This is a genomic window from Stenotrophomonas sp. YJH_SMC_133, assembly GCF_059370655.1.
Map to the genome: position 1 here is coordinate 20,686 of NZ_JCAFTW010000005.1, position 19,567 is coordinate 40,252.

Genomic DNA, 19,567 nt, shown 5'->3' on the forward strand with positions numbered 1-19,567 from the left:
TAGTGCCGGCCGCTGGCCGGCACCCCTGCGATCAGCCGAGGATGCCCGGCAGATCCAGCCCCTTTTCCTTCGCGCAGTCGATCGCGATGTCATACCCCGCATCGGCATGGCGCATCACGCCGGTGGCCGGGTCGTTCCACAGCACGCGGCCAATCCGCTTGGCCGCTGCCTCGGTGCCGTCGCAGACGATCACCATGCCGGCGTGCTGCGAGAAGCCCATGCCGACGCCACCACCGTGATGCAGCGACACCCAGGTCGCGCCGCTGGCGGTGTTGAGCAGGGCGTTCAGCAGCGGCCAGTCGGACACCGCATCGGAGCCGTCGGCCATCGCTTCGGTTTCGCGGTTCGGCGAGGCGACGCTGCCACTGTCCAGGTGGTCGCGACCGATCACCACCGGCGCCTTCAGTTCGCCGTTGGCGACCATCTCGTTGAACGCCAGGCCGAGTCGATCGCGATCACCCAGGCCGACCCAGCAGATGCGCGCCGGCAGGCCCTGGAACTTGATCTTCTCGGCGGCCATGTCCAGCCAGCGGTGCAGGTGCGGGTTGTCCGGAATCAGTTCCTTCACCTTGGCATCGGTCTTGGCGATGTCTTCCGGGTCGCCGCTCAGTGCGGCCCAGCGGAACGGGCCGATGCCGCGGCAGAACAACGGGCGGATGTAGGCCGGCACGAAACCCGGGAAATCGAAGGCATTGGCCACGCCTTCTTCCAGCGCCATCTGCCGCAGGTTGTTGCCGTAATCCACGGTGGGCACGCCCAGCGCATGGAAGCCGAGCATGGCGCGGATGTGGTTGGCCATCGATGCACGCGCGGCCTTCTCCACTTCCTTGGGGGCGGAAGCGCGCTTCTCATCCCACTGTTCGACCGTCCAGCCCTGCGGCAGGTAGCCGTTCACCGGGTCGTGCGCGGAGGTCTGGTCGGTCAGCAGGTCCGGCTTCACGCCGCGCTTGAGCAGTTCGGCCAGCACATCGGCAACGTTGCCGAGCAGGCCCACCGACTTCGGCGTACCGGCCTTGCACGATTCATCGATCAGGCGCAGCGCTTCGTCCAGATTGTCGGTCCAGGTGTCGAGGTAGCCGGTGCGCAGGCGCATGTCGATGCTGCTCTTGCGGCACTCGACGGCCAGGCAGGAGGCACCGGCCATCACGGCAGCCAGCGGCTGTGCACCACCCATGCCGCCGAGGCCACCGGTGAACAGCCACTTCCCGGTCAGGTCGCCGCCGAAATGCTGGCGCCCCATTTCCACGAAGGTCTCGTAGGTGCCCTGCACGATGCCCTGCGCACCGATGTAGATCCAGCTGCCGGCGGTCATCTGGCCGTACATGGCCAGGCCCTTCTTATCCAGCTCGTTGAAGTGGTCCCAGTTGGCCCAGCGCGGCACCAGGTTGGAATTGGCGATCAGCACGCGCGGTGCATCGGCGTGGGTGCAGAACACGCCCACCGGCTTGCCCGATTGCACCAGCAGGGTCTGGTCATCGTCCAGGCGCTTGAGCGTTTCGACGATGGCGTCGAAGCTTTCCCAGTCGCGTGCGGCGCGGCCGATGCCGCCATACACCACCAGTTCCTGCGGGCGCTCGGCCACGTCCGGGTGCAGGTTGTTCATCAGCATGCGCAGCGGTGCTTCGGTCAGCCAGCTCTTGGCATTGAGCGTGGTGCCGGTCGGCGCGGCGATGGTGCGGGACGGGTCGTTGCGGGTCATGCGGCGCTCCGGTTCGTAGCGAATTCAAGGCAGGCGTTGAGCACCTGCGCCAGGGTGTGGCGCAGTGGTGCGGCGTGGTCGGGGTCGAGCGGGGTGGGCCAGCTGTGTTCGTCCACCTGGTCCGGCAGGGGTTCGTGCATGTAGCCGCGGCAGGCAAGTTCCATCTGCAGGCTGTGCACGCCGCCGGCGATGTTGCTGTAGTGGCGGGTGATCCAGCCGCCCTTGAAGCGGCCGTTGCGCACCTGGCTCATGCCACTGATCTTCAGCAGGTTCTCCACCACGTCGCTCAGGGCGTTGTCGCAGGAGGTGTCCGGTGCGCCGGACGGACCTGCAGTCCCCAGGTTGAACTGCGGTAGTTCGCCCTCGAACAGGTGCGGGATATGCGAGCGGATCGAGTGCGCGTCGTACACCACCACGGTGCCGTGGCGTGCACGCAGGCGCGTGATCTGCGAAGCCAGCGCATCGTGGTAAGGAAGGAAATACGTGTCGCGACGACGGGCGATTTCTGCTTCGTCCGGTTCGTGCCCGGCGTGGTACAGCGGCTGGTTGTCGAAGGTCGTCAGCGGACACAGGCCGGTGGTGTTCTGGCCCGGGTACAGCGACACGCCGCTGGGATCGCGGTTGAGGTCGATCACCGAACGCGAGATCGCCGAGCGCACCGTGGTCGCGCCCATGCCGCGCACGAAGTCGTACAGCTCGTGCACCCACCAGTCGGCATCGCGGCGGGCCAGCCACGGCGAGTGGTAGTCGCCGATCAGGTCGTGCGGCAGCTCGCTGCCGGTATGCGGGAAGCTGACGATGAGGGGGGCATCGCCCTCGTGCACCGTCAACCATTCAGGAAGGGTCGTCATGCCTGCGGTTCCACAGTCGGCAACAGATCGCCCAGGCCCTGCGCCAGCGCGCCACTGCGCACAAGATTCGTGGCGGTCACCATGTCGGGGTGGAAATAGCGGTCTTCTTCCAGCGTCGGCACCTGCGCACGCAGGGTGGCGCGCACCGTTTCCAGCGCGGCGCTGGAGCGCAGCGGCGCATGGAAATCACAGCCCTGCGCGGCGGCCAGCAGCTCGATGCCGATCACGTTGGCGGCGTTCTCGGCCATCTGCATCAGCCGGCGTGCGCCATGCGCGGCCATCGACACATGGTCTTCCTGGTTGGCCGAGGTCGGAATCGAATCAACGCTGGCCGGGTAGGCGCGCTGCTTGTTTTCCGAGACCAGTGCAGCGGCGGTCACCTGCGGAATCATGAAGCCGGAATTCAGGCCCGGGCGCGGGGTCAGGAACGCCGGCAGGCCGGACAGGGCCGGGTCCACCAGCATCGCCAGGCGGCGCTCGCTGATCGAACCGATCTCGCAAACCGCCATCGCCAGCATGTCGGCGGCGAAGGCCACTGGCTCGGCGTGGAAGTTGCCACCGGACAGCGCTTCGCCGGTGTCGGTGAACACCAGCGGATTGTCGGACACGCCGTTGGCTTCGATTTCCAGCGTGGTCGCGGCCTGGCGCAGGATGTCCAGCGCCGCGCCCATCACCTGCGGCTGGCAGCGCAGGCAGTACGGATCCTGCACGCGCACGTCGTTGTGGCGATGCGACTCGCGGATGTCCGAGCCCTGCATCAGCGCGCGCAGGGTGGCGGCGGTGGCGATCTGCCCGCGCTGGCCGCGGATCGCGTGGATGCGCGGGTCGAAGGGCGTGTCGGAACCCTTGGCAGCTTCCACCGACAGCGCGCCGGTCACCAGTGCGGCCTGGAACACGGTCTCGATCTCGAACAGGCCGGCCAACGCATAGGCGGTGGAGAACTGGGTGCCGTTGAGCAGCGCCAGGCCTTCCTTCGCGCCCAGTTCGATCGGCTGCAGGCCAGCACGTGCCAGTGCGTCGGCTGCCGGTAGGCGCTCGCCGCCGATGAAGGCTTCGCCAACGCCCAGCATCACGCTGGCCAGGTGCGAGAGCGGCGCCAGATCGCCCGAGGCACCCACCGAACCCTGTGCGGGCACCACCGGCAGCACGCCCTTGACCAGCATCGCTTCCAGCAGTAGCAGGGTTTCCTCGCGAATGCCCGAAGCCCCCTGCGCCAGGCTGACCAGCTTCAGCGCCATCATCAGGCGCACCACGCTGGCCGGCATCGGCTCGCCCACGCCAGCGGCATGCGAGAGCACGATGTTCCGCTGCAGGGTGGCTAGATCTTCGCGCTCGATGCGCACGCTGGCCAGCTTGCCGAAGCCGGTATTGATGCCATACACCGGCGCGCCCTTGGCGACGATGGCGGCCACCGCCGCCGCACTGGCGCGCACCACCGGCAGCGCGGCCGGGTCCAGTGCAAGCGGCGCACCGCGATAGACCTGCCGCCACTGGGCGAGAGTGACACGGCCGGGGCGAAGAACCAGGGTGTTGCTCATGTGTTGCTCCAGGAGGCAGGCAGGTCGGGCTGTCCGCGCACCACGCGCGCGTGCAGCGGGTTGAATCCAATGCGATAGACCAGGTCGGCGGGGCCATCGATGTCCCAGATCGCCAGGTCGCAGTCCAGGCCCACGGCGAGGCGGCCGATGCGATCGCTGCGTCCGAGCGCGCGCGCCGCTTCACGGGTGAAGCCGGCGATGCACTCATCGACGGTCAGGCGGAACAGGGTGGCGCCCATGTTCATCGCCAGCAGCGGGCTGGTCAGCGGCGAAGTGCCCGGATTGCTGTCGGTGGCCAGCGCCAGCGGCACGCCGGCCGCACGCAGCGCAGCGATCGGCGGCAGGGTGGTATCGCGGGTGAAATAGAAGGCACCGGGCAACAGCACGGCGACGGTGCCGGCGGCGGCCATCGCGGCGATGCCGGCATCGTCCAGATGTTCGATATGGTCGGCCGAGAGGGCACCGAAGCTGGCGGCCAGTTCGGCGCCATGCTGGTTGCTCAGCTGCTCGGCATGAATCTTCACCGCCAGCCCGTTGGCGCGCGCCGCTTCGAAGACCTGCCGCGCCTGCGCCGGCGAGAAGGCGATGTTCTCGCAGAATACGTCCACCGCTTCGGCCAGGCCTTCGGCGGCGATGGCCGGAATCATCACGTTGCACACCTCGTCGGTGTATTCCTGCGCCTCGCGGCCTGGCGGAATCGCGTGTGCGCCGAGGAATGTGGTCACCACGTTGACCCGGCACTCCTCGCCCAGCGCACGCGCTACCTGCAGCTGCTTGCGTTCGTCGGGCAGGGTCAGGCCGTAGCCGGACTTGATCTCGATCGTGGTCACGCCTTCGGCACGCATCGCCAGCAGGCGCGGCCGGCTTTCGCTGGCCAGCTGTTCCGGGGTGGCAGCACGGGTGGCGCGCACGGTGGAGACGATGCCGCCGCCGGCACGGGCGATCTCGGCATAGCTGACGCCCTGCAGGCGCTGCTCGAATTCGTTGGCGCGGTTGCCGGCGTAGACCAGGTGGGTGTGGCAGTCGATCAGGCCGGGCGAGATCCAGCGGCCTTCGCCATCGATGCGGGTGGTCGGCTGCAGGTGGGCGTCGCTGCCGGCCGGGCCAACATGGACGATGCGGCCGCCAGCGCAGGCCAGTACGCCATCGCGGATGACACCCAGCCCCTCGCCATCGAGGGTCATCAGGTGGACGTTGGACCAGAGGGTATCGACGTGCATGGCATCCACAACGCGGCTGTGCTTATATGTCTATACAATATAGGCGTCCATTTCGGGTTGTCCAGCCATGTCCGATTCGCGTTCCCCGCTCTGTTTCCATGCCGCCCACGCCCTTCTGGCCGACGGCTGGGCCCGCGATGTCCGCCTGCAGGTGCAGGACGGCCGCATCACGGCGATCCACATGGGGCAGGGCGCCCAGCACGGCGACACCCGCGTCGACATCCTGGTGCCGGGCCTGCCCAACCTGCACAGCCACGCCTTCCAGCGCGGCATGGCTGGGCTGACCGAGATCGGCGGCGGCGACGGTGACAGCTTCTGGAGCTGGCGTGAGCTGATGTACCGCTTCCTGGCCCATCTGCGCCCGGACGCGGTGCAGGCCATCGCCGCCCAGGCCTACATGGAAATGCTGGAAAGCGGCTTCACCCGCGTCGGCGAATTCCATTACCTGCACCACGACGCCGATGGTCGCGCCTATGCCAACCGCGCCGAGATGAGTGCACGGATTGCTGCCGCCGCCGAGCAGACCGGCATCGGCCTGACCCTGCTGCCGGTGTTCTATGCGCATGCCGATTTCGGCGGGGCGGCGCCGAATCCAGCGCAGCGGCGCCTGATCCACGACGTGAACGGTTTCGCGCAGCTGCTGGACGCCGCCAAGCCGGCACTGGCCGCGCTGCCGGATGCGGTGCTCGGCATCGCGCCGCACAGCCTGCGTGCAGTCACCGGCGAGGAATTGAGTGCGTTGCTGCCGCTGACCGACGGCCCGGTGCACATCCATATCGCCGAGCAGGTGCGTGAAGTCGAGGCCTGCCTGGCCTGGAGCGGCCAGCGTCCGGTGCAGTGGCTGTACGACCATGCACCGGTGGATGCGCGCTGGTGCCTGGTGCACGCCACCCACATCACCGACGATGAGCGCGTCGCCATCGTGGCCAGCCAGGCCGTGGCCGGCCTGTGCCCGATCACCGAAGCCAACCTGGGTGACGGCCTGTTCCCGATGCAGGCGTTCGCGCGCGAGGGCGGGCGCTTCGGTGTCGGCTCCGATTCCAATGTGCTGATTGATGCGGCCGAAGAACTGCGCCTGCTCGAATACGGCCAGCGCCTGACCCTGCGCGGTCGCAACGTGCTGGCCCCGGATGCCACCCGCAGTACCGGCCGCTTCCTGTTCGAAGGCGCACTGCACGGTGGTGCACAGGCGCTGGGCGTGCCCGCTGGCCTGCAGGTCGGCGCCAGTGCCGACCTGGTCGAACTGGATGCCGGGCACCCGGCGCTGCAGGCGCGACAGGATGACGCATGGCTTGACAGCTGGGTGTTCGCCGCACGTAATGGCGCGCTGCGATCGGTCTGGCGCCATGGCCGCCAATGCGTGGCCGAGGGCCGCCACCTGCAGCGCGAGGCGATCACCACCGCCTTTACCGCCGCCCTGCGTGGCGTGCTGGGCTGATCGCCTCCCGCCACCGAGACCCCATTACGTGAAGGTCAGCAAGTCCGCCACGCTCAACCAGCGTATCCGCAGCGATCTGGAAAGCCGCATCCTCAGTGGAGAGTGGGCGCCGGGCTTTCGGATTCCGTACGAACACGAGCTGATGGAGCAGTACGGCTGCTCGCGGATGACGGTGAACAAGGTGCTGACCGCGTTGGCCGAGAGCGGCATGATCGAGCGTCGCCGCCGTGCCGGTTCGTTCGTGGCGCGGCAACCCCCGCACCTGGAGCAGGTGGCGCTGGAGATCCCCGATATCGCGATGGAGGTTGGCTCGCGCGGCCACCAGTACGCCTATCGCCTGCTGCAGCGCGACCTGCGCCTTGCCGATGCCGGCAATGCCGGTGAAGTCGAGCTGGCCGGTCAGGAAAACCTGCTGGCGATGCGCTGCCTGCATCTGGCCGATGGTCGCCCGCTGGCGCTGGAGCACCGCCTGATCAGCCCGGTGGGGGTGCCGGAGGTACTGGAGGTCGACTTCAGCACTACCGCACCGGGCAGCTGGCTGCTGCAGAACGTGTCGTGGACCCGTGCCCAGCACCGCATCAGTGCCTGGGGGGCAGATACCGCCACCGCCAAGCTGCTGGAGGTGAAGCCGGGTACCGCCTGCCTGGTGATCGAACGCCTGACCTGGCGTGGCGAACAGCCGATCACCCGCGTGCGCCAGGTGTTCCTGGGGGATGCCTGGGACCTGGTGGCGCGCTTCGCGCCGGGCGCGCGATAGGGATTCCATCCACGCATGGCGTGGATCTACTGGGCCGGAACGACTGTCGCCTTGAACTCTGTCGGGGCGTGTGTGCGATGTGTATCGTCCCTGCATGAAGAGCAGGGACCTCATCCGGGATCTGGAAGCGGCATGTTGGATCTGTCGTCGGATCCGCGGATCCCATCATGTATTCGTGCACCCGCAGCACCCTCACATCATCACCGTTCCTCACCCAAGGAAGGATCTGGGGAAGGGCTGGTGCAGGCGTTGCGGAAGCTCGCAGGACTGACGTAGGAGGGCCCATGCGATATCCAGTCCTGATCGAGGCAGGCGATGAGCGCACCGCGTGGGGTGTGGTCGTTCCAGATCTGCCGGGGTGCTTCTCGGCGGCCGACACGCTTGATGATGCGCTCAGCGCTGCCGAGGAAGCTGCACTCGCCTGGATTGATGCGGCCCTGGATGAGGGGCGCTCGATTCCGACACCTTCCGCGCCACAGAAGATCGCCGCCGAGGCATCCAAGGACATCCGTTGGATTCTTGCGTACATCTGCATTGATCCGGCTCTGCTGGACGATACCATCGAGCGGGTCAATATCAGCCTGCCACGCCGGATCCTGGCGAGGCTGGATGCGCAGGCCAGAGCGGCGGGTGAATCGCGCTCCAGTTACATCGCCCATCTCGCGGCATTGGGCTGAGCTGGCGCCATGTGGAGCCGAGCCGATGCTCGGCTGCTGTTCGCGTGTGGCTCAACTCTGCAAAGGCATCCACGCGTGGCGTGGATCTACCAAGGGGTCGCGCATCGGGGTTCAGTAAATCCACGCCACGCGTGGATGCGGCCCCATCAGTACGTGGCGCACTGCCGCCAGCGCACCGGCTCATCCACGCCGGGGCGGGCGTTGAGCTGGATGCGCACGTTGCGCAGGGCGGGGTAGTGCAGCACTTCCTCGCAGACCTGCGGCCAGACCGCGTCCAGCTCGCCCGTGCGGTTGATCGCCAGCGTCTGCCGGGTCAGCCAGACCCCGCTGGCGATACCGGGCTTGCCGGCCAAGGCGCGGGACAGATCGGCCTGGAAGCGCTCCAGCGTGGCGGCATCCGGGTTGGGGTTGCTGCGCGCGTCGGCTGAGGGCGCGGCCGGTGCAGGCGCAGCGGCCGGCGGCGTGGTGGCGGGGGCCGGCGCCGGTTCGGGCGCCGCTTCAACCGCAGGTGCAACCGGCGCGGGGGTGTCCGCCACCTCGGCAACAGGCGCGGTGTCCTGCACATGCAAGCCTTGCAGGCTCAATCCCACCAGCAGGCCCAGCGTGACCGCGCCGAGCGCGGCAATGGCGATCCGGCGCAGGGCTTCATGGCGGGCGCTGGCACGCACACGGGTTTCGATTTCCGCCGGCAGGTAGGGCTGGAGCAGCGGCCACAGGCGCGGACCGTCCAGTACTTCTACCGCCTGCTTCTCGGCAGCGCTGCGCCCGTCGCGTTCCATCCGGCCTTCGGTCAGCAGCACGCCGCCCTTGGCGCCGGCCAGGCGCGCAGCAGCCCCCAGCTCGTTCACTGCGGCGGTGCCGATACGGTAGGCAAGGCCATGCTTGCAGGACACCAGCCACTGGTTGGGGCCGTCGCTGAGCAGGAAGTCGCTGCTCGGCTCGCGGGATTCCTCCGCCGGGTCATTCAGTTCACGCAGGCCGCGCTGTTCGCGCAGCATGCGCTTGACCAGTACCGAGAACTCGCGCCAGTGCATGCCGGCCAGCGCTTGCAGGCCAAGTTGCATCTCCTTCTGCCGCCGCTTGATCCACCACAGATAGACAACAGCCAGGGAACAGGTAAGCAGGGCCGACAGCAGGGCCAGGATCCAAGGGAGCATGCAGGAGGTGCGCGGAAGGGGCGAATGCGGAAGACGACAGTGTAAAGGTCGCACTATCCGGCTGGGTCAGGACGTTCCTGACAGGAAGCGTGATGGAACGCTCAGATCGGCATACGGCGAGCACGAAAAACCCGCCAATCCTGAAGCCGTGAGGGGAGGGAACAAACGGCAGCCGAAGCGATTGGCGGGTTGCTCGCGATTGTCAATCAAAATTTATTGCATTGCAACAATGGCCGGTCAGGGCACGCTGCCTGGCGACTGATGGCTGCCCGGTGCGGGTGCATCGGTGCCTGAGGCCGCACGGTTTTCCAGCTTGGCCAGCCGCGCGTGCAGGGCGTCGATACGGGCTTCCAGCGCGGTCACCTCGTCCGCAGTGGGGACATGCAGGCGCTTGAGCACGCCCTGCACCTGGTCATCGAAGGCCTTTTCGACCTTGTTCCAGGTGCCAGAGGCCTTCTCGCGGGCCTCATCCAGTGACGATTCCACGTTGTCGCGCCAGCCCGGGCCCTGTTCGCCGTGGCGTTCACGGCGGCGGGCCTCCCAGGCTTCGCCTTCCTTCACCAGGCCGTCGAAGAAGCGGCTGCCTTCGGCCTGTGCACGGCCAAGAGCGCCCAGGCCGGCCAGCCAGACCTGCTGCGCCGAGTCACTCAGCTTGCGCGAGAAGCGCTCGGCCTGGTCACCGAACGAGGCGTCGTCGTTGCGGCGGTCATCGTTTTCGTACTGGTTCATCGCACTTCCCGTGGGAGTTGGGCCTGCCCCGAGAGTAGCGCGCGATGGCGTTGCACGGCCGTGACGGCCGTCGCCGGGATTCAGCCCAGCTTTTCCTTCAGCACGCGCTGGATCTCGCCCTCGACCATGCCCTTCATCGCCGACAGCAGGAAGCCCAGCTTGGCGGTGACGCGCACGGCGCCCGGCTGCAGTTCGATCGCACCGTCCACGCCGCTGCCAGAGAAGTTGAGCACGTCGGCGGTCCAGGACGACTTCAGGCCGAAGCGCTCGGACAGCTTGGCGGCGACCTGTTCGATCGCGGCGCGTGCCTGCGCGTCGGGCAGGGCGTGGGCGTGACGGACATCGATGGTGGACATGCAGGCTCCTGGCGCCGGGCGGGGATGATCAATGAGGGCGAGCATTGTGCGCATCGAGGGCCGTCGCGCCAAGCACTCATCGCAGGTTCTTCTTCGTTGGCGGCCAACCTGCTAGGCTGCGCCGCGTGCAGAACCTGCTTGTTCACTTCAGTCAACAACAACAGCCCGACCAGCCGCTGCGGCCCGGGGTGCAACGCATCGTGCGCCAGGCCAACGGCAGCGTGCGGCTCGGCGACGCCGGCCACGGCGCCCTGCTGCTGGCGCAGTTCTGCATGGACGATCGCGGCCTGTGGCTGCAGGTCGGCAACGGTATCCGTGGCATCCACGTGAATGGTCGGCCGGTGCGCCGCATGGCGCTGCTGCGTGCAGGCGATGCGGTCTATGTGGACGGCGTGGAGATGGTGCTGCAGGGCGAGGTCGAGAGCCTGCTGCAGGCACCCGCGCCGAAGAACGACGATGGCACCGATGAGCAGCAGCGCCTGCTGCGCGGTGTCGGCGGCCTGCATCATGGCCGCAGCTATACGCTGTCGCGGGCACGGTTGATCGGCCGCGGCAGCGACGCCGACATCGCCATCGACGATCCGGCCTTCGCCGAACAGCACGCCCGCGTGGAAGTGCACGGTGATCGTGTGCTGCTGCGCGACCTCGGCAGTGCCGACGGCACCCGGGTCAACGGCGTAGCCGTGCGCCACTGCTGGCTGCAGGCCGGCGACCAGGTGGTGTTCGATGGCCAGCATCGTTTCGTGCTGGAAGTGCCGCATGATCCACGTCGGCGGCCGTTGCCGACCGCGGACGAGTCCGGCGAAGACGCGGAACAGGCGCCGGTGCTGCCGGTGACGCCGCGCAGGGTCCGGCGCTGGCCGTGGCTGCTGGCCAGCGCCTTGTTGCTGGCGGCAATGCTCAGCCTGCTGCTCTGGTTCGGCGCGCGGTGACGGTCGCGCGGTGACGGTAGTGCCGGCCGCTGGCCGGCAACCGCCGCCCCGAATCCATGAGGTTGCCGGCCAGCGGCCGGCACTACCCGGTCGCGTCGCCAATGGATTCCAATGAAACCAAATTTCCCTTGCGCCACAAGGCCGCAAGGCTGGTGCACTGCGGCATACTAGGGGTCTTGCCCCACAGGTGTGACATGACGCGCGCGTTCAACTTCAGTGCCGGCCCTGCGACCTTGCCGGAATCGGTCCTGCGCCAGGCGCAGGCGGAAATGCTGGACTGGCACGGGTCCGGCGCTTCGATCGTGGAAATGAGCCATCGCGGCGCGGAATTCATGTCCGTGGCTGCCGAAGCCGAGGCCGACCTGCGTCGCCTGCTCGACATCCCCGACGACTATGCGGTGCTGTTTCTGTCCGGTGGCGCCACCACCCAGCAGGCGCTGATCCCGCTCAACTTCGCCGCCCCGGGCCAGCGTGCCGATTACGTGGTCAGTGGCCACTGGGGCAAGACCGCGGTCAAGCAGGCCGGTGTCTACGTCGACGTCAACATCGCCGCCAGCAGCGAGGCCCACGGCTACCGCGAACTGCCAGCGCGTGCCGACTGGCAGCTGTCGCGCGATGCCGCCTACGTGCACATCACCGCCAACGAGACCATCCACGGCGTCGAGTTCCGTGATGTGCCCGACACCGGCAACGTTCCGCTGATCGCTGACTTCAGCTCGTCCATCGCCAGCGAGCCGCTGGACGTGCGCCGCTACGGTGTGATCTACGCCGGCGCGCAGAAGAACCTCGGGCCCGTCGGCATCGCGGTGATGATCATCCGCCGCGACCTGCTCGAGCGCAGTGGCCAGCCGCGCGCGGACATCTTCGATTACCGCTCGCACGTCGCCCGCGATTCGATGCTCAACACCCCGCCGACCTGGAACTGGTATCTGGCCGGCTTGGTGTTCAAGTGGATGCTGGCCGAGGGCGGCGTGACCGAATTCGCCAAGCGCAACGCCGCCAAGGCCGCGCTGGTGTACGGTGCCATCGACGGCTCCGGCGGCTTCTACCGCAATGAAGTCGCACATGCGGCCCGTTCGCGCATGAACATTCCGTTCTTCCTGCCCGATGCCGAGCTTGACGCCCGCTTCGTCGCCGAAGCCAGGGCCGCTGGCCTGCTGGCGCTGAAGGGCCACAAGGTGGTCGGCGGCATCCGGGCTTCGCTGTACAACGCCATGCCGCTGGCCGGGGCCGAGGCGCTGGTCGCCTTCATGGCCGATTTCCAGCAGCGTCACGGCTGAGCAATGAACGGCGCGCACCGTCGGGTGCGTGCCCCGCAACAGGGAATTCCGATGGCAAGCAGCAAATCCAGCAAGAAGGTGCCGAAGAAGGCCGAACCGGCCAAGGGCAGCGCCTCCACCAAGGCCAAGGGCAAGAGCACGTCCAAGGCTTCGTCGAACCCGGCGCCCACCCTGGCGCCGCTGGCGCTGGCCGATGTGCGCTCGAAGATCGACCAGATCGACCGCGACATCCAGAGCCTGATCGCCGAGCGCGCACGTTTCGCCCACCAGGTCGGCAAGGCCAAGGGCAAGCTGGCCGCTGCCGTCGACTACTACCGCCCCGAGCGCGAAGCGCAGGTGCTGCGGATGGTGGTGGATCGCAACGAAGGCCCGCTCAGCGATGAGCTGCTGGTGCACGTCTACCGCGAGATCATGTCGGCCTGCCTGGCCCAGCAGGAGCCGCTGAAGATCGGCTACCTCGGCCCGGAAGGCACCTTCAGCCAGCAGGCGGTGCTCAAGCACTTCGGCCGCTCCGCGCTGGGCCTGCCGATGGCCAGCATCGAGGAAGTGTTCCAGGAAGTGGAAGCGGGCAACGCCGATTTCGGCGTGGTGCCGGTGGAGAATTCGGGGCAGGGCACCATCCAGATCACTCTGGACATGTTCCTGACCTCCAACCTGAAGATCTGTGGCGAAGTGGAACTGCGCGTGCAGCAGTACCTGATGTCGCGCAGCGGCCGCATCGAGGACATCGAGCGCATCTACGCACACCCGCAGTCGTTCATGCAGACCTCGGCGTGGCTGCGCGCCAACCTGCCGAAGGCCGAGAAGATTCCGGTATCCAGCAACGCCGAAGGTGCGCGCCGTGCGCGCAACGCCGACGACGCGGCGGCCATCGGCGGCGAGAGTGCCGGCCACGTGTACGGCCTGAAGAAGGTGGTCACCAAGCCGATCCAGAACGATGCCGACAACACCACCCGCTTCCTGGTGGTGGGCCGCAACATCTTCCCGACCTCCGGCCACGACCGCACCTCGGTGCTGGTGTTCATCCATGACAAGCCCGGTGCGCTGTTCGACGTGCTCAGCCCGTTCGCCCGCCACGGCATCAGCATGAACCGCATCGAGTCGCGGCCGTCGCACCACGGCAAGTGGGAGTACGGCTTCTTCATCGACCTGGCCGGCCACATCGACGACGCGCCGATGCAGGCCGCACTGGCCGAACTGGAAGCGCACTCGGCACAGATCAAGGTGCTGGGCTCCTACCCGGTGGCCGTGCCCTGAGTGCTGCTGCGGCGGCCCTGGCCGCCGCTCCCTGATGCATCGCCGGCGCTGCCGGCGTTTACGGAATGATCGAACGATGAGCAACGCGCAACACTGGATCGCCCGCAAGGGCCAGCCGCTGCAGGGCAGCCTGACCATTCCCGGCGACAAGTCGGTCTCGCACCGCTCGGTGATGTTCGCCGCGCTGGCCGATGGCACCTCGCATATCGAAGGTTTCCTGGAAGGCGAAGATACCCGCGCTACCGCGCGCATCTTCAGCCAGCTGGGCGTGCGCATCGAAACCCCCAGCCCGTCGCAGCGCATCGTGCACGGCGTCGGCATCGACGGTCTGCAGGCACCCAGCGCACCGCTGGACTGCGGCAATGCCGGTACCGGCATGCGCCTGCTGGCCGGGTTGCTGGCGGGCCAGGCGTTCGACTGCACGCTGATCGGCGACGAGTCGCTGTCGGGCCGACCGATGCGCCGCGTCACCGGCCCGCTGTCGCAGATGGGCGCGAAGATCGACACCCAGGATGACGGCACGCCGCCGCTGCACGTGCATGGCGGCCAGACGCTGCATGGCATCGACTTCGCCTCGCCGGTGGCCAGCGCGCAGATCAAGTCGGCGGTGTTGCTGGCAGGCCTGTACGCACAGGGCGAAACCAGCGTTGTCGAGCCGCACCCGACCCGCGACTACACCGAACGCATGCTGTCCGCGTTCGGCGTGGACATCGAATTCTCGCCGGGCAAGGCGCGCCTGCGCGGCGGCCAACGCCTTCGTGCCACGGATATCGTGGTGCCGGCCGACTTCTCGTCTGCGGCGTTCTATCTGGTGGCTGCCAGCATCATTCCGGGCTCCGAGCTGCGCCTGAAACAGGTCGGCCTGAACCCGCGCCGCACCGGTCTGTTGCATGCGCTGCGCCTGATGGGCGCGGATATCACCGAAGAGAACCCGGCCGAGCAGGGCGGTGAACCGGTGGCGGACCTGGTGGTGCGCTACGCCCCGCTGAAGGGTGCACGCATTCCGGAAGCACTGGTGCCGGACATGATCGACGAGTTCCCCGCGCTGTTCGTGGCCGCCGCCGCCGCCGAAGGCCAGACCGTGGTGAGCGGTGCCGCCGAGCTGCGGGTGAAGGAATCCGATCGCCTTGCGGCGATGGCCACCGGCCTGCGCGCGCTGGGCATGCAGGTGGACGAGACCGAAGATGGCGCCACCCTGCACGGTGGTGTACGCCTGGGTAGCGGCACCATCGAAAGCCACGGCGACCACCGCATCGCCATGGCGTTCGCCATTGCCGGCCAGATCAGTGACGGCGAAGTTCGCATCAACGATATCGCCAACGTCGCCACGTCCTTCCCGGACTTCGACGGCCTGGCCCGCAGCGCCGGATTCAACCTGGCCTGATCGTCACTGCATCCGCCGGGTCATGCCCGGCGGATCGCAATGCCCGGCAGGTGCCAACCTTGGTTGGCACGCACACATCTCCCGGTAGGTGCCAACCCTGGTTGGCACGCTCACATCTCCTGGTAGGTGCCAACCTTGGTTGGCACGCTTTCCCGCATAAAAGGACGGAGGCCGAAGCCTCCGTCTAAACATCACGAACCCCTCGTCCGCGATCAACGCTGCTCGGTACGGAAATCCACCGGGACTCGCACTACGCTTGCTACTGCGCGGCCGTCATGCACCGCCGGCTGGAACTTCCAGTTCTGCACGGTATTGAGCACCGCACGATCCAGATCGCGACTGCGCTCGCCGCTGCGCGAGACGATCGCAGCGCTGGCGACATTGCCGCGGGTATCGACATTCAGGCTGGCGATCACGCTGCCCTGCACGCCGCTACGCAGCGCGGCGGCGGGGTAGGTGGGCATGCGGTTGCTAGCCAGCGGGCGGGCTTCACGATTGCGCACTGCCGGCGCGGCCTTCCGCGAAGCAGTAGCCGGGGTTGCCTGGCGCGCGGCAGGGGCCGCTGCATCCGTCACCGCGGGCTGCTCAGGGGCCGGCAGCATGCGCTCACCGACCGGCGCCGGTGCCACGTCTTCCTGGTTCGAATGACGCAGCCAGAGCAGGGCGCCGGCAAACATCGCCACGATCAGCGCGATCCACATCCAGGGCGACGTGGGCTTGTGCTGCGCGCTTGAATCGTGCGGCAGCTGCGGCGAATGAAGGTCTTCGTGGGTGGTGGCGGTCATCGCAAACTCCTTCCGTCAATGGACGACGTGGGCAGTGTTGCCCGAGCCACGGACGGGAAGTGTCAGCGTTGCGTCAACGCCACCGGCAGGGTTCAGTTTGCCTGCCGGGAAGTGTTCAGTTACTGCGTCTTGAAGTCGAACGGCACTTCAATGCTGCCGGGTACGGCCTGGCCGTTGCTCTGCGCCGGAGTGAAGCGCCAGCGGCGCACAGCGTCGGTGGCGGCACGGTCGAGCTCGCGTGAACCGCTGCGCTGGATCACCGTGGCATTGTTCGGATAGCCGGTGGCGTCCACGTCCACGCGTACCACCACCGTGCCGGTTTCACCGGCGCGCAGGGCGGCGGCGGGATAGGACGGCGGCGGCGACTGTCCGGCAATCGGCATCGGCTGGCTGTTGCCGGTGGCCGCCGGCGCAGGGCCCGGTGCAGCAGGAGCCGCTTCAGCCACGGGCGCGGGCGGTGGCGGGGCCGTTTCCACCAGCTTCGGCGCTTCTTCCTCCACCGGTGCCGGCTTGGCATCGGGCATGTCGCTGGAACCGGCGGCAGCGGCCAGTGGTTCCGGCAGGGGCTCGATCTGGGCGGTTTCCTGCGGGGTCTGGGCAGCCGGATCGGCGCGGAAGAACTCCTTGTCGCGACCGGTCAGCCAGACCAGCACGAACAGCAGTACGCCCACGCCGAAGGCGATGCCGGCGATCTTCAGGGCGTTGCGCGGGATATGCACAGTGAACGACTTGGCGGACGACGAGCGGGGTGCAGACATGGACCGGACCAGTACGGAATGGCTCGATTCTGCCACGGCGGGAATGAACCGGGCGGCAGAAATCCGTATAACAAGCGATAATCCCATCCCTGATACCCACCACGACACCTGCCATGCTTGATCCAGCCCTGCTCCGCCACCAGCCCGCCGACCTCGCCGAACGCCTGCGCACCAGCCGCGGCTTCGAGCTCGACGTGTCTGCCCTGGAGTCCCTGGAGGCTGATCGCAAGCGCATCCAGGTGCGGACCCAGGAGCTGCAGAGCCTGCGCAACAGCCGTTCCAAGGCCATCGGCCAGGCCAAGGCCAAGGGCGAGGACGTCTCGGCCATCATGGCCGAGGTCGCAGCCTTCGCCGACGAGCTGAAGGCCTCGGAAGTGGCGCTGGACGAGCTGCGCGAGAAGATCGAAGCGATCTCGATGGGCATCCCGAACCTGCCGGCCGATGACGTGCCGGCCGGTGCCGACGAGAACGACAACGTCGAGCAGTCGCGCTGGGGAACCCCGCGCCAGTTCGATTTCAAGGTGCTCGACCACGTCGAACTGGGCGCCCGCAACGGCTGGCTGGACGGCGAGACCGCGGCCAAGCTGTCCGGCTCGCGCTTCACCGTGCTGCGCGGCCCGATCGCGCGCCTGCACCGTGCGCTGGCCCAGTTCATGGTCGACCTGCACACCGGCGAGCACGGCTATGAGGAAACCAACGTGCCGCTGCTGGTCAACGCCGATTCGTTGCGCGGCACCAGCCAGCTGCCGAAGTTCGAGGACGACCTGTTCAAGACGGCCGTGGGCGATTCCACGCGCTACCTGATCCCGACCTCGGAAGTGCCGCTGACCAACATCGTGCGCGACGAGATCGTCGACGCCGAACGCCTGCCGTTGCGCATGACCGCCCACTCGATGTGCTTCCGTGCCGAGGCCGGCAGCGGTGGTCGCGACGTGCGCGGCATGATCCGCCAGCACCAGTTCGAGAAGGTCGAGCTGGTCTCGATCAGCCGCCCGGAAGACAGTGATGCCGAACACCAGCGCATGACCCGCTGCGCCGAAGTGGTGCTGGAAAAGCTGGGCCTGCCGTACCGCAAGGTGCTGCTGTGCACCGGCGACATGGGCTTCTCTGCGGTGAAGACCTACGACCTGGAAGTCTGGCTGCCGTCGCAGGAGACATACCGCGAGATCTCCTCGTGCTCGAACTGTGGTGATTTCCAGGCCCGCCGCATGCAGGCGCGCTGGCGCAACCCGGCCACCGGCAAGCCGGAACTGGCGCATACCCTGAACGGCTCGGGCGTGGCCGTCGGCCGCGCGATGATCGCGGTGATGGAGAACTACCAGAACGCCGACGGCAGCATCACCGTGCCGGAAGCCCTGCGCCCGTACATGGGCGGCCTGGAAACCATCGCCTGATTCCCTGATCGGGCGGTGCTGCGGCTCTGGTGGGTGCCATGCTTGCATGGCACTGCTGCGGCTCGGGTGGGTGCCATGCTTGCATGGCACCGTATCCACGCCATGCGTGGATGAACCCCACGATCACTCCACAGCGCGCAACTTCTCCAACGGCACCCATCCCGGGTCGCCGGCCTCCGGCACGCACCACGCCCAGCCATTGAGCGTGCGCTGCCCACGCAGCAGCTGTCCGGGATCCACATCCAGTTCCCGCGCGCAGTAGTCCTCCGTGGCAAACGCGCCACCCTGCGCGTCGCGACCGATCACCGGCGCCGGCACGAAACCGGGGTGCTGCCCCTCGGCCTCGCACAGGAACCAGTCATCCCAGCCCTCCGGGCCTTCATAGCGTTCGCCCACTACCAGCGTCTGGCCGCGGCGCAGGGTGATCGGGTGCGGAAATTCGCTGCGGTGCGCAGTGGTCACGATGTAGTTCATGGCCCCAGCCTAACGTGCTGGTGAGCGCCGCGCATGGCACCGAATCCACGCATGGCGTGGATCTACTGACGCAAAAAAACGGCCCCGCAAAGCGGGGCAGCCAGGGTGGGCCGGGATGGGGGAGGGGATCCACGGCCCGCGTTCAGCGCCTCGACGAGGAGAGAGCGGCGCCGAACGCTGGAACGCTTATGCAGCGACGGCTTCGACCACTTCGTGCGACGGCAGAGCTGCCAGTGCACCGGCTATGGCGTCTTCACGGTGCTGCGGCGAGTAGGCGATGCCCTCGGCGCGCACGAACTCGACCTCGTTGATGCCCATGAAGGCGAACACCTGGCGCAGGAACGGCTCCTGGAAGTCGGCCGGCGAGTCGGTGTAGATGCCACCGCGGCTGCTGGCGATGATCACCCGCTTGCCACCGGCCAGGCCCACCGGGCCGTTCTCGGTGTACTTGAAGGTGCGGCCGGCCACGGCCACGCGGTCGATCCAGGCCTTCAGCGTGGAAGGAATGCTGAAGTTGTACATAGGCGCGCCGATCACCACGATGTCGGCCTCCAGGAACTGCTGCATCACCTGTTCAGCATCGGTCGCCTCGGCGGCATCGGTCCTGGCCAGCGAGCTGCTGCGCAGATGCGGTACCGGATTGGCGTCAAGATCGCGATAATCGACCTGCAGGCCATCGATCTGGCCCGTGAAGCGGGTAACCACGGCGGCCGACAGCTGGCGCGAGACGGAATTGTCGCCAAGCACGCTGGCGTCGAGATGCAGAAGCTTCATGGCAGTCACCTATGTTCTGGAGGGAAGGGGCGGGGTGGCCCCGCCGACGGAGAGAACGATAGGTTGTTGCAAAGGCGGAATAAAGGTGATTGAATGCCACGTATTGT

General features: G+C 67.5%; 20 protein-coding genes. 9 read left to right on the top strand and 11 right to left on the bottom strand.

The features are described 5' to 3' along the window. Window positions 1-31 precede the first annotated feature (31 nt). The 4 genes from hutU to hutI are packed head-to-tail and all read right to left on the bottom strand — an operon-like array spanning window position 32 to window position 5,308. The gene (hutU, locus tag AC5P78_RS08430) at window positions 32-1,699 is read right to left on the bottom strand and encodes a urocanate hydratase (protein ID WP_049397608.1); all 1,668 of its coding nucleotides are present in this window, start codon (window positions 1,697-1,699) and stop codon (window positions 32-34) included. After that, window positions 1,696-2,550: an N-formylglutamate deformylase gene (gene hutG, locus AC5P78_RS08435; RefSeq protein ID WP_005413876.1), complete on the bottom strand. Its 855-nt coding sequence runs from the start codon at window positions 2,548-2,550 to the stop codon at window positions 1,696-1,698. The genes hutU and hutG overlap by 4 nt, the downstream gene beginning before the upstream one ends. Next, a complete protein-coding gene (gene hutH, locus AC5P78_RS08440; RefSeq protein ID WP_049397609.1) occupies window positions 2,547-4,088 on the bottom strand; it encodes a histidine ammonia-lyase in 1,542 nt (513 codons plus the stop codon). Before hutH ends, hutG begins: the two co-directional genes overlap by 4 nt. Then, entirely contained in the window at window positions 4,085-5,308 is a 1,224-nt protein-coding gene (gene hutI / locus AC5P78_RS08445; RefSeq protein WP_044571424.1) for an imidazolonepropionase, read from the bottom strand. Before hutI ends, hutH begins: the two co-directional genes overlap by 4 nt. Before the next feature lie 67 nt (window positions 5,309-5,375). Here hutI and AC5P78_RS08450 point away from each other — a divergent pair, with 67 nt between their 5' ends. The 4 genes from AC5P78_RS08450 (at window position 5,376) to AC5P78_RS08465 (ending at window position 8,180) form a co-directional block, all read left to right on the top strand. Next, entirely contained in the window at window positions 5,376-6,746 is a 1,371-nt protein-coding gene (locus AC5P78_RS08450; protein WP_005413873.1) for a formimidoylglutamate deiminase, read from the top strand. 28 nt (window positions 6,747-6,774) lie between these two features. After that, the gene (gene hutC, locus AC5P78_RS08455) at window positions 6,775-7,503 is read left to right on the top strand and encodes a histidine utilization transcriptional repressor HutC (protein ID WP_005413872.1); all 729 of its coding nucleotides are present in this window, start codon (window positions 6,775-6,777) and stop codon (window positions 7,501-7,503) included. Window positions 7,504-7,597: 94 nt separating this feature from the next. After that, the gene (locus AC5P78_RS08460) at window positions 7,598-7,774 is read left to right on the top strand and encodes a type II toxin-antitoxin system HicA family toxin (protein ID WP_076738546.1); all 177 of its coding nucleotides are present in this window, start codon (window positions 7,598-7,600) and stop codon (window positions 7,772-7,774) included. Window positions 7,775-7,787: 13 nt separating this feature from the next. After that, complete coding sequence (locus AC5P78_RS08465; RefSeq protein ID WP_005410188.1) at window positions 7,788-8,180, top strand: type II toxin-antitoxin system HicB family antitoxin; 393 nt, start codon at window positions 7,788-7,790, stop codon at window positions 8,178-8,180. A gap of 146 nt (window positions 8,181-8,326) precedes the next feature. On the opposite strand, the gene AC5P78_RS08470 is transcribed toward AC5P78_RS08465, so the two are convergent. From AC5P78_RS08470 to AC5P78_RS08480, 3 genes are all read right to left on the bottom strand, one after another. Continuing rightward, window positions 8,327-9,337, bottom strand: a complete 1,011-nt coding sequence (locus AC5P78_RS08470; protein WP_012480722.1) for a restriction endonuclease — start codon at window positions 9,335-9,337, stop codon at window positions 8,327-8,329. Between the two features lie 237 nt (window positions 9,338-9,574). Continuing rightward, entirely contained in the window at window positions 9,575-10,066 is a 492-nt protein-coding gene (locus AC5P78_RS08475) for a phasin family protein (RefSeq protein ID WP_012480721.1), read from the bottom strand. 80 nt (window positions 10,067-10,146) lie between these two features. Continuing rightward, window positions 10,147-10,422: a polyhydroxyalkanoic acid system family protein gene (locus AC5P78_RS08480; protein ID WP_005417302.1), complete on the bottom strand. Its 276-nt coding sequence runs from the start codon at window positions 10,420-10,422 to the stop codon at window positions 10,147-10,149. 125 nt (window positions 10,423-10,547) lie between these two features. Here AC5P78_RS08480 and AC5P78_RS08485 point away from each other — a divergent pair, with 125 nt between their 5' ends. The 4 genes from AC5P78_RS08485 to aroA all read left to right on the top strand — a co-directional run bounded on the left by AC5P78_RS08485 (window position 10,548) and on the right by aroA (window position 15,275). Next, window positions 10,548-11,354 (top strand): FHA domain-containing protein, encoded by an 807-nt coding sequence (locus tag AC5P78_RS08485; RefSeq protein ID WP_099527309.1) that lies wholly within the window; start codon window positions 10,548-10,550, stop codon window positions 11,352-11,354. Between the two features lie 194 nt (window positions 11,355-11,548). Continuing rightward, entirely contained in the window at window positions 11,549-12,634 is a 1,086-nt protein-coding gene (gene serC / locus AC5P78_RS08490) for a 3-phosphoserine/phosphohydroxythreonine transaminase (RefSeq protein ID WP_099527310.1), read from the top strand. A 51-nt stretch (window positions 12,635-12,685) separates the two neighbouring features. Next, window positions 12,686-13,891 (top strand): prephenate dehydratase, encoded by a 1,206-nt coding sequence (pheA, locus tag AC5P78_RS08495; protein WP_099527311.1) that lies wholly within the window; start codon window positions 12,686-12,688, stop codon window positions 13,889-13,891. 76 nt (window positions 13,892-13,967) lie between these two features. Beyond that, window positions 13,968-15,275, top strand: coding sequence for a 3-phosphoshikimate 1-carboxyvinyltransferase (aroA, locus tag AC5P78_RS08500; protein ID WP_012480718.1), 1,308 nt, complete (start codon window positions 13,968-13,970; stop codon window positions 15,273-15,275). Between the two features lie 212 nt (window positions 15,276-15,487). On the opposite strand, the gene AC5P78_RS08505 is transcribed toward aroA, so the two are convergent. Both AC5P78_RS08505 and AC5P78_RS08510 read right to left on the bottom strand, forming a co-directional pair. Further along, a complete protein-coding gene (locus tag AC5P78_RS08505) occupies window positions 15,488-16,060 on the bottom strand; it encodes an energy transducer TonB (RefSeq protein WP_414498274.1) in 573 nt (190 codons plus the stop codon). A 119-nt stretch (window positions 16,061-16,179) separates the two neighbouring features. Then, entirely contained in the window at window positions 16,180-16,818 is a 639-nt protein-coding gene (locus AC5P78_RS08510; RefSeq protein WP_005410179.1) for an energy transducer TonB, read from the bottom strand. A 113-nt stretch (window positions 16,819-16,931) separates the two neighbouring features. Between AC5P78_RS08510 and serS the strand changes: the two genes are divergently transcribed. Continuing rightward, complete coding sequence (gene serS / locus AC5P78_RS08515; RefSeq protein WP_005410178.1) at window positions 16,932-18,212, top strand: serine--tRNA ligase; 1,281 nt, start codon at window positions 16,932-16,934, stop codon at window positions 18,210-18,212. Between the two features lie 123 nt (window positions 18,213-18,335). Here serS and AC5P78_RS08520 read toward each other — a convergent pair whose 3' ends face one another. Both AC5P78_RS08520 and AC5P78_RS08525 read right to left on the bottom strand, forming a co-directional pair. Next, the gene (locus AC5P78_RS08520; protein WP_049396723.1) at window positions 18,336-18,686 is read right to left on the bottom strand and encodes an SH3 domain-containing protein; all 351 of its coding nucleotides are present in this window, start codon (window positions 18,684-18,686) and stop codon (window positions 18,336-18,338) included. Window positions 18,687-18,872: 186 nt separating this feature from the next. Then, window positions 18,873-19,460: an FMN-dependent NADH-azoreductase gene (locus AC5P78_RS08525; protein WP_049396721.1), complete on the bottom strand. Its 588-nt coding sequence runs from the start codon at window positions 19,458-19,460 to the stop codon at window positions 18,873-18,875. Window positions 19,461-19,567: the final 107 nt, after the last annotated feature.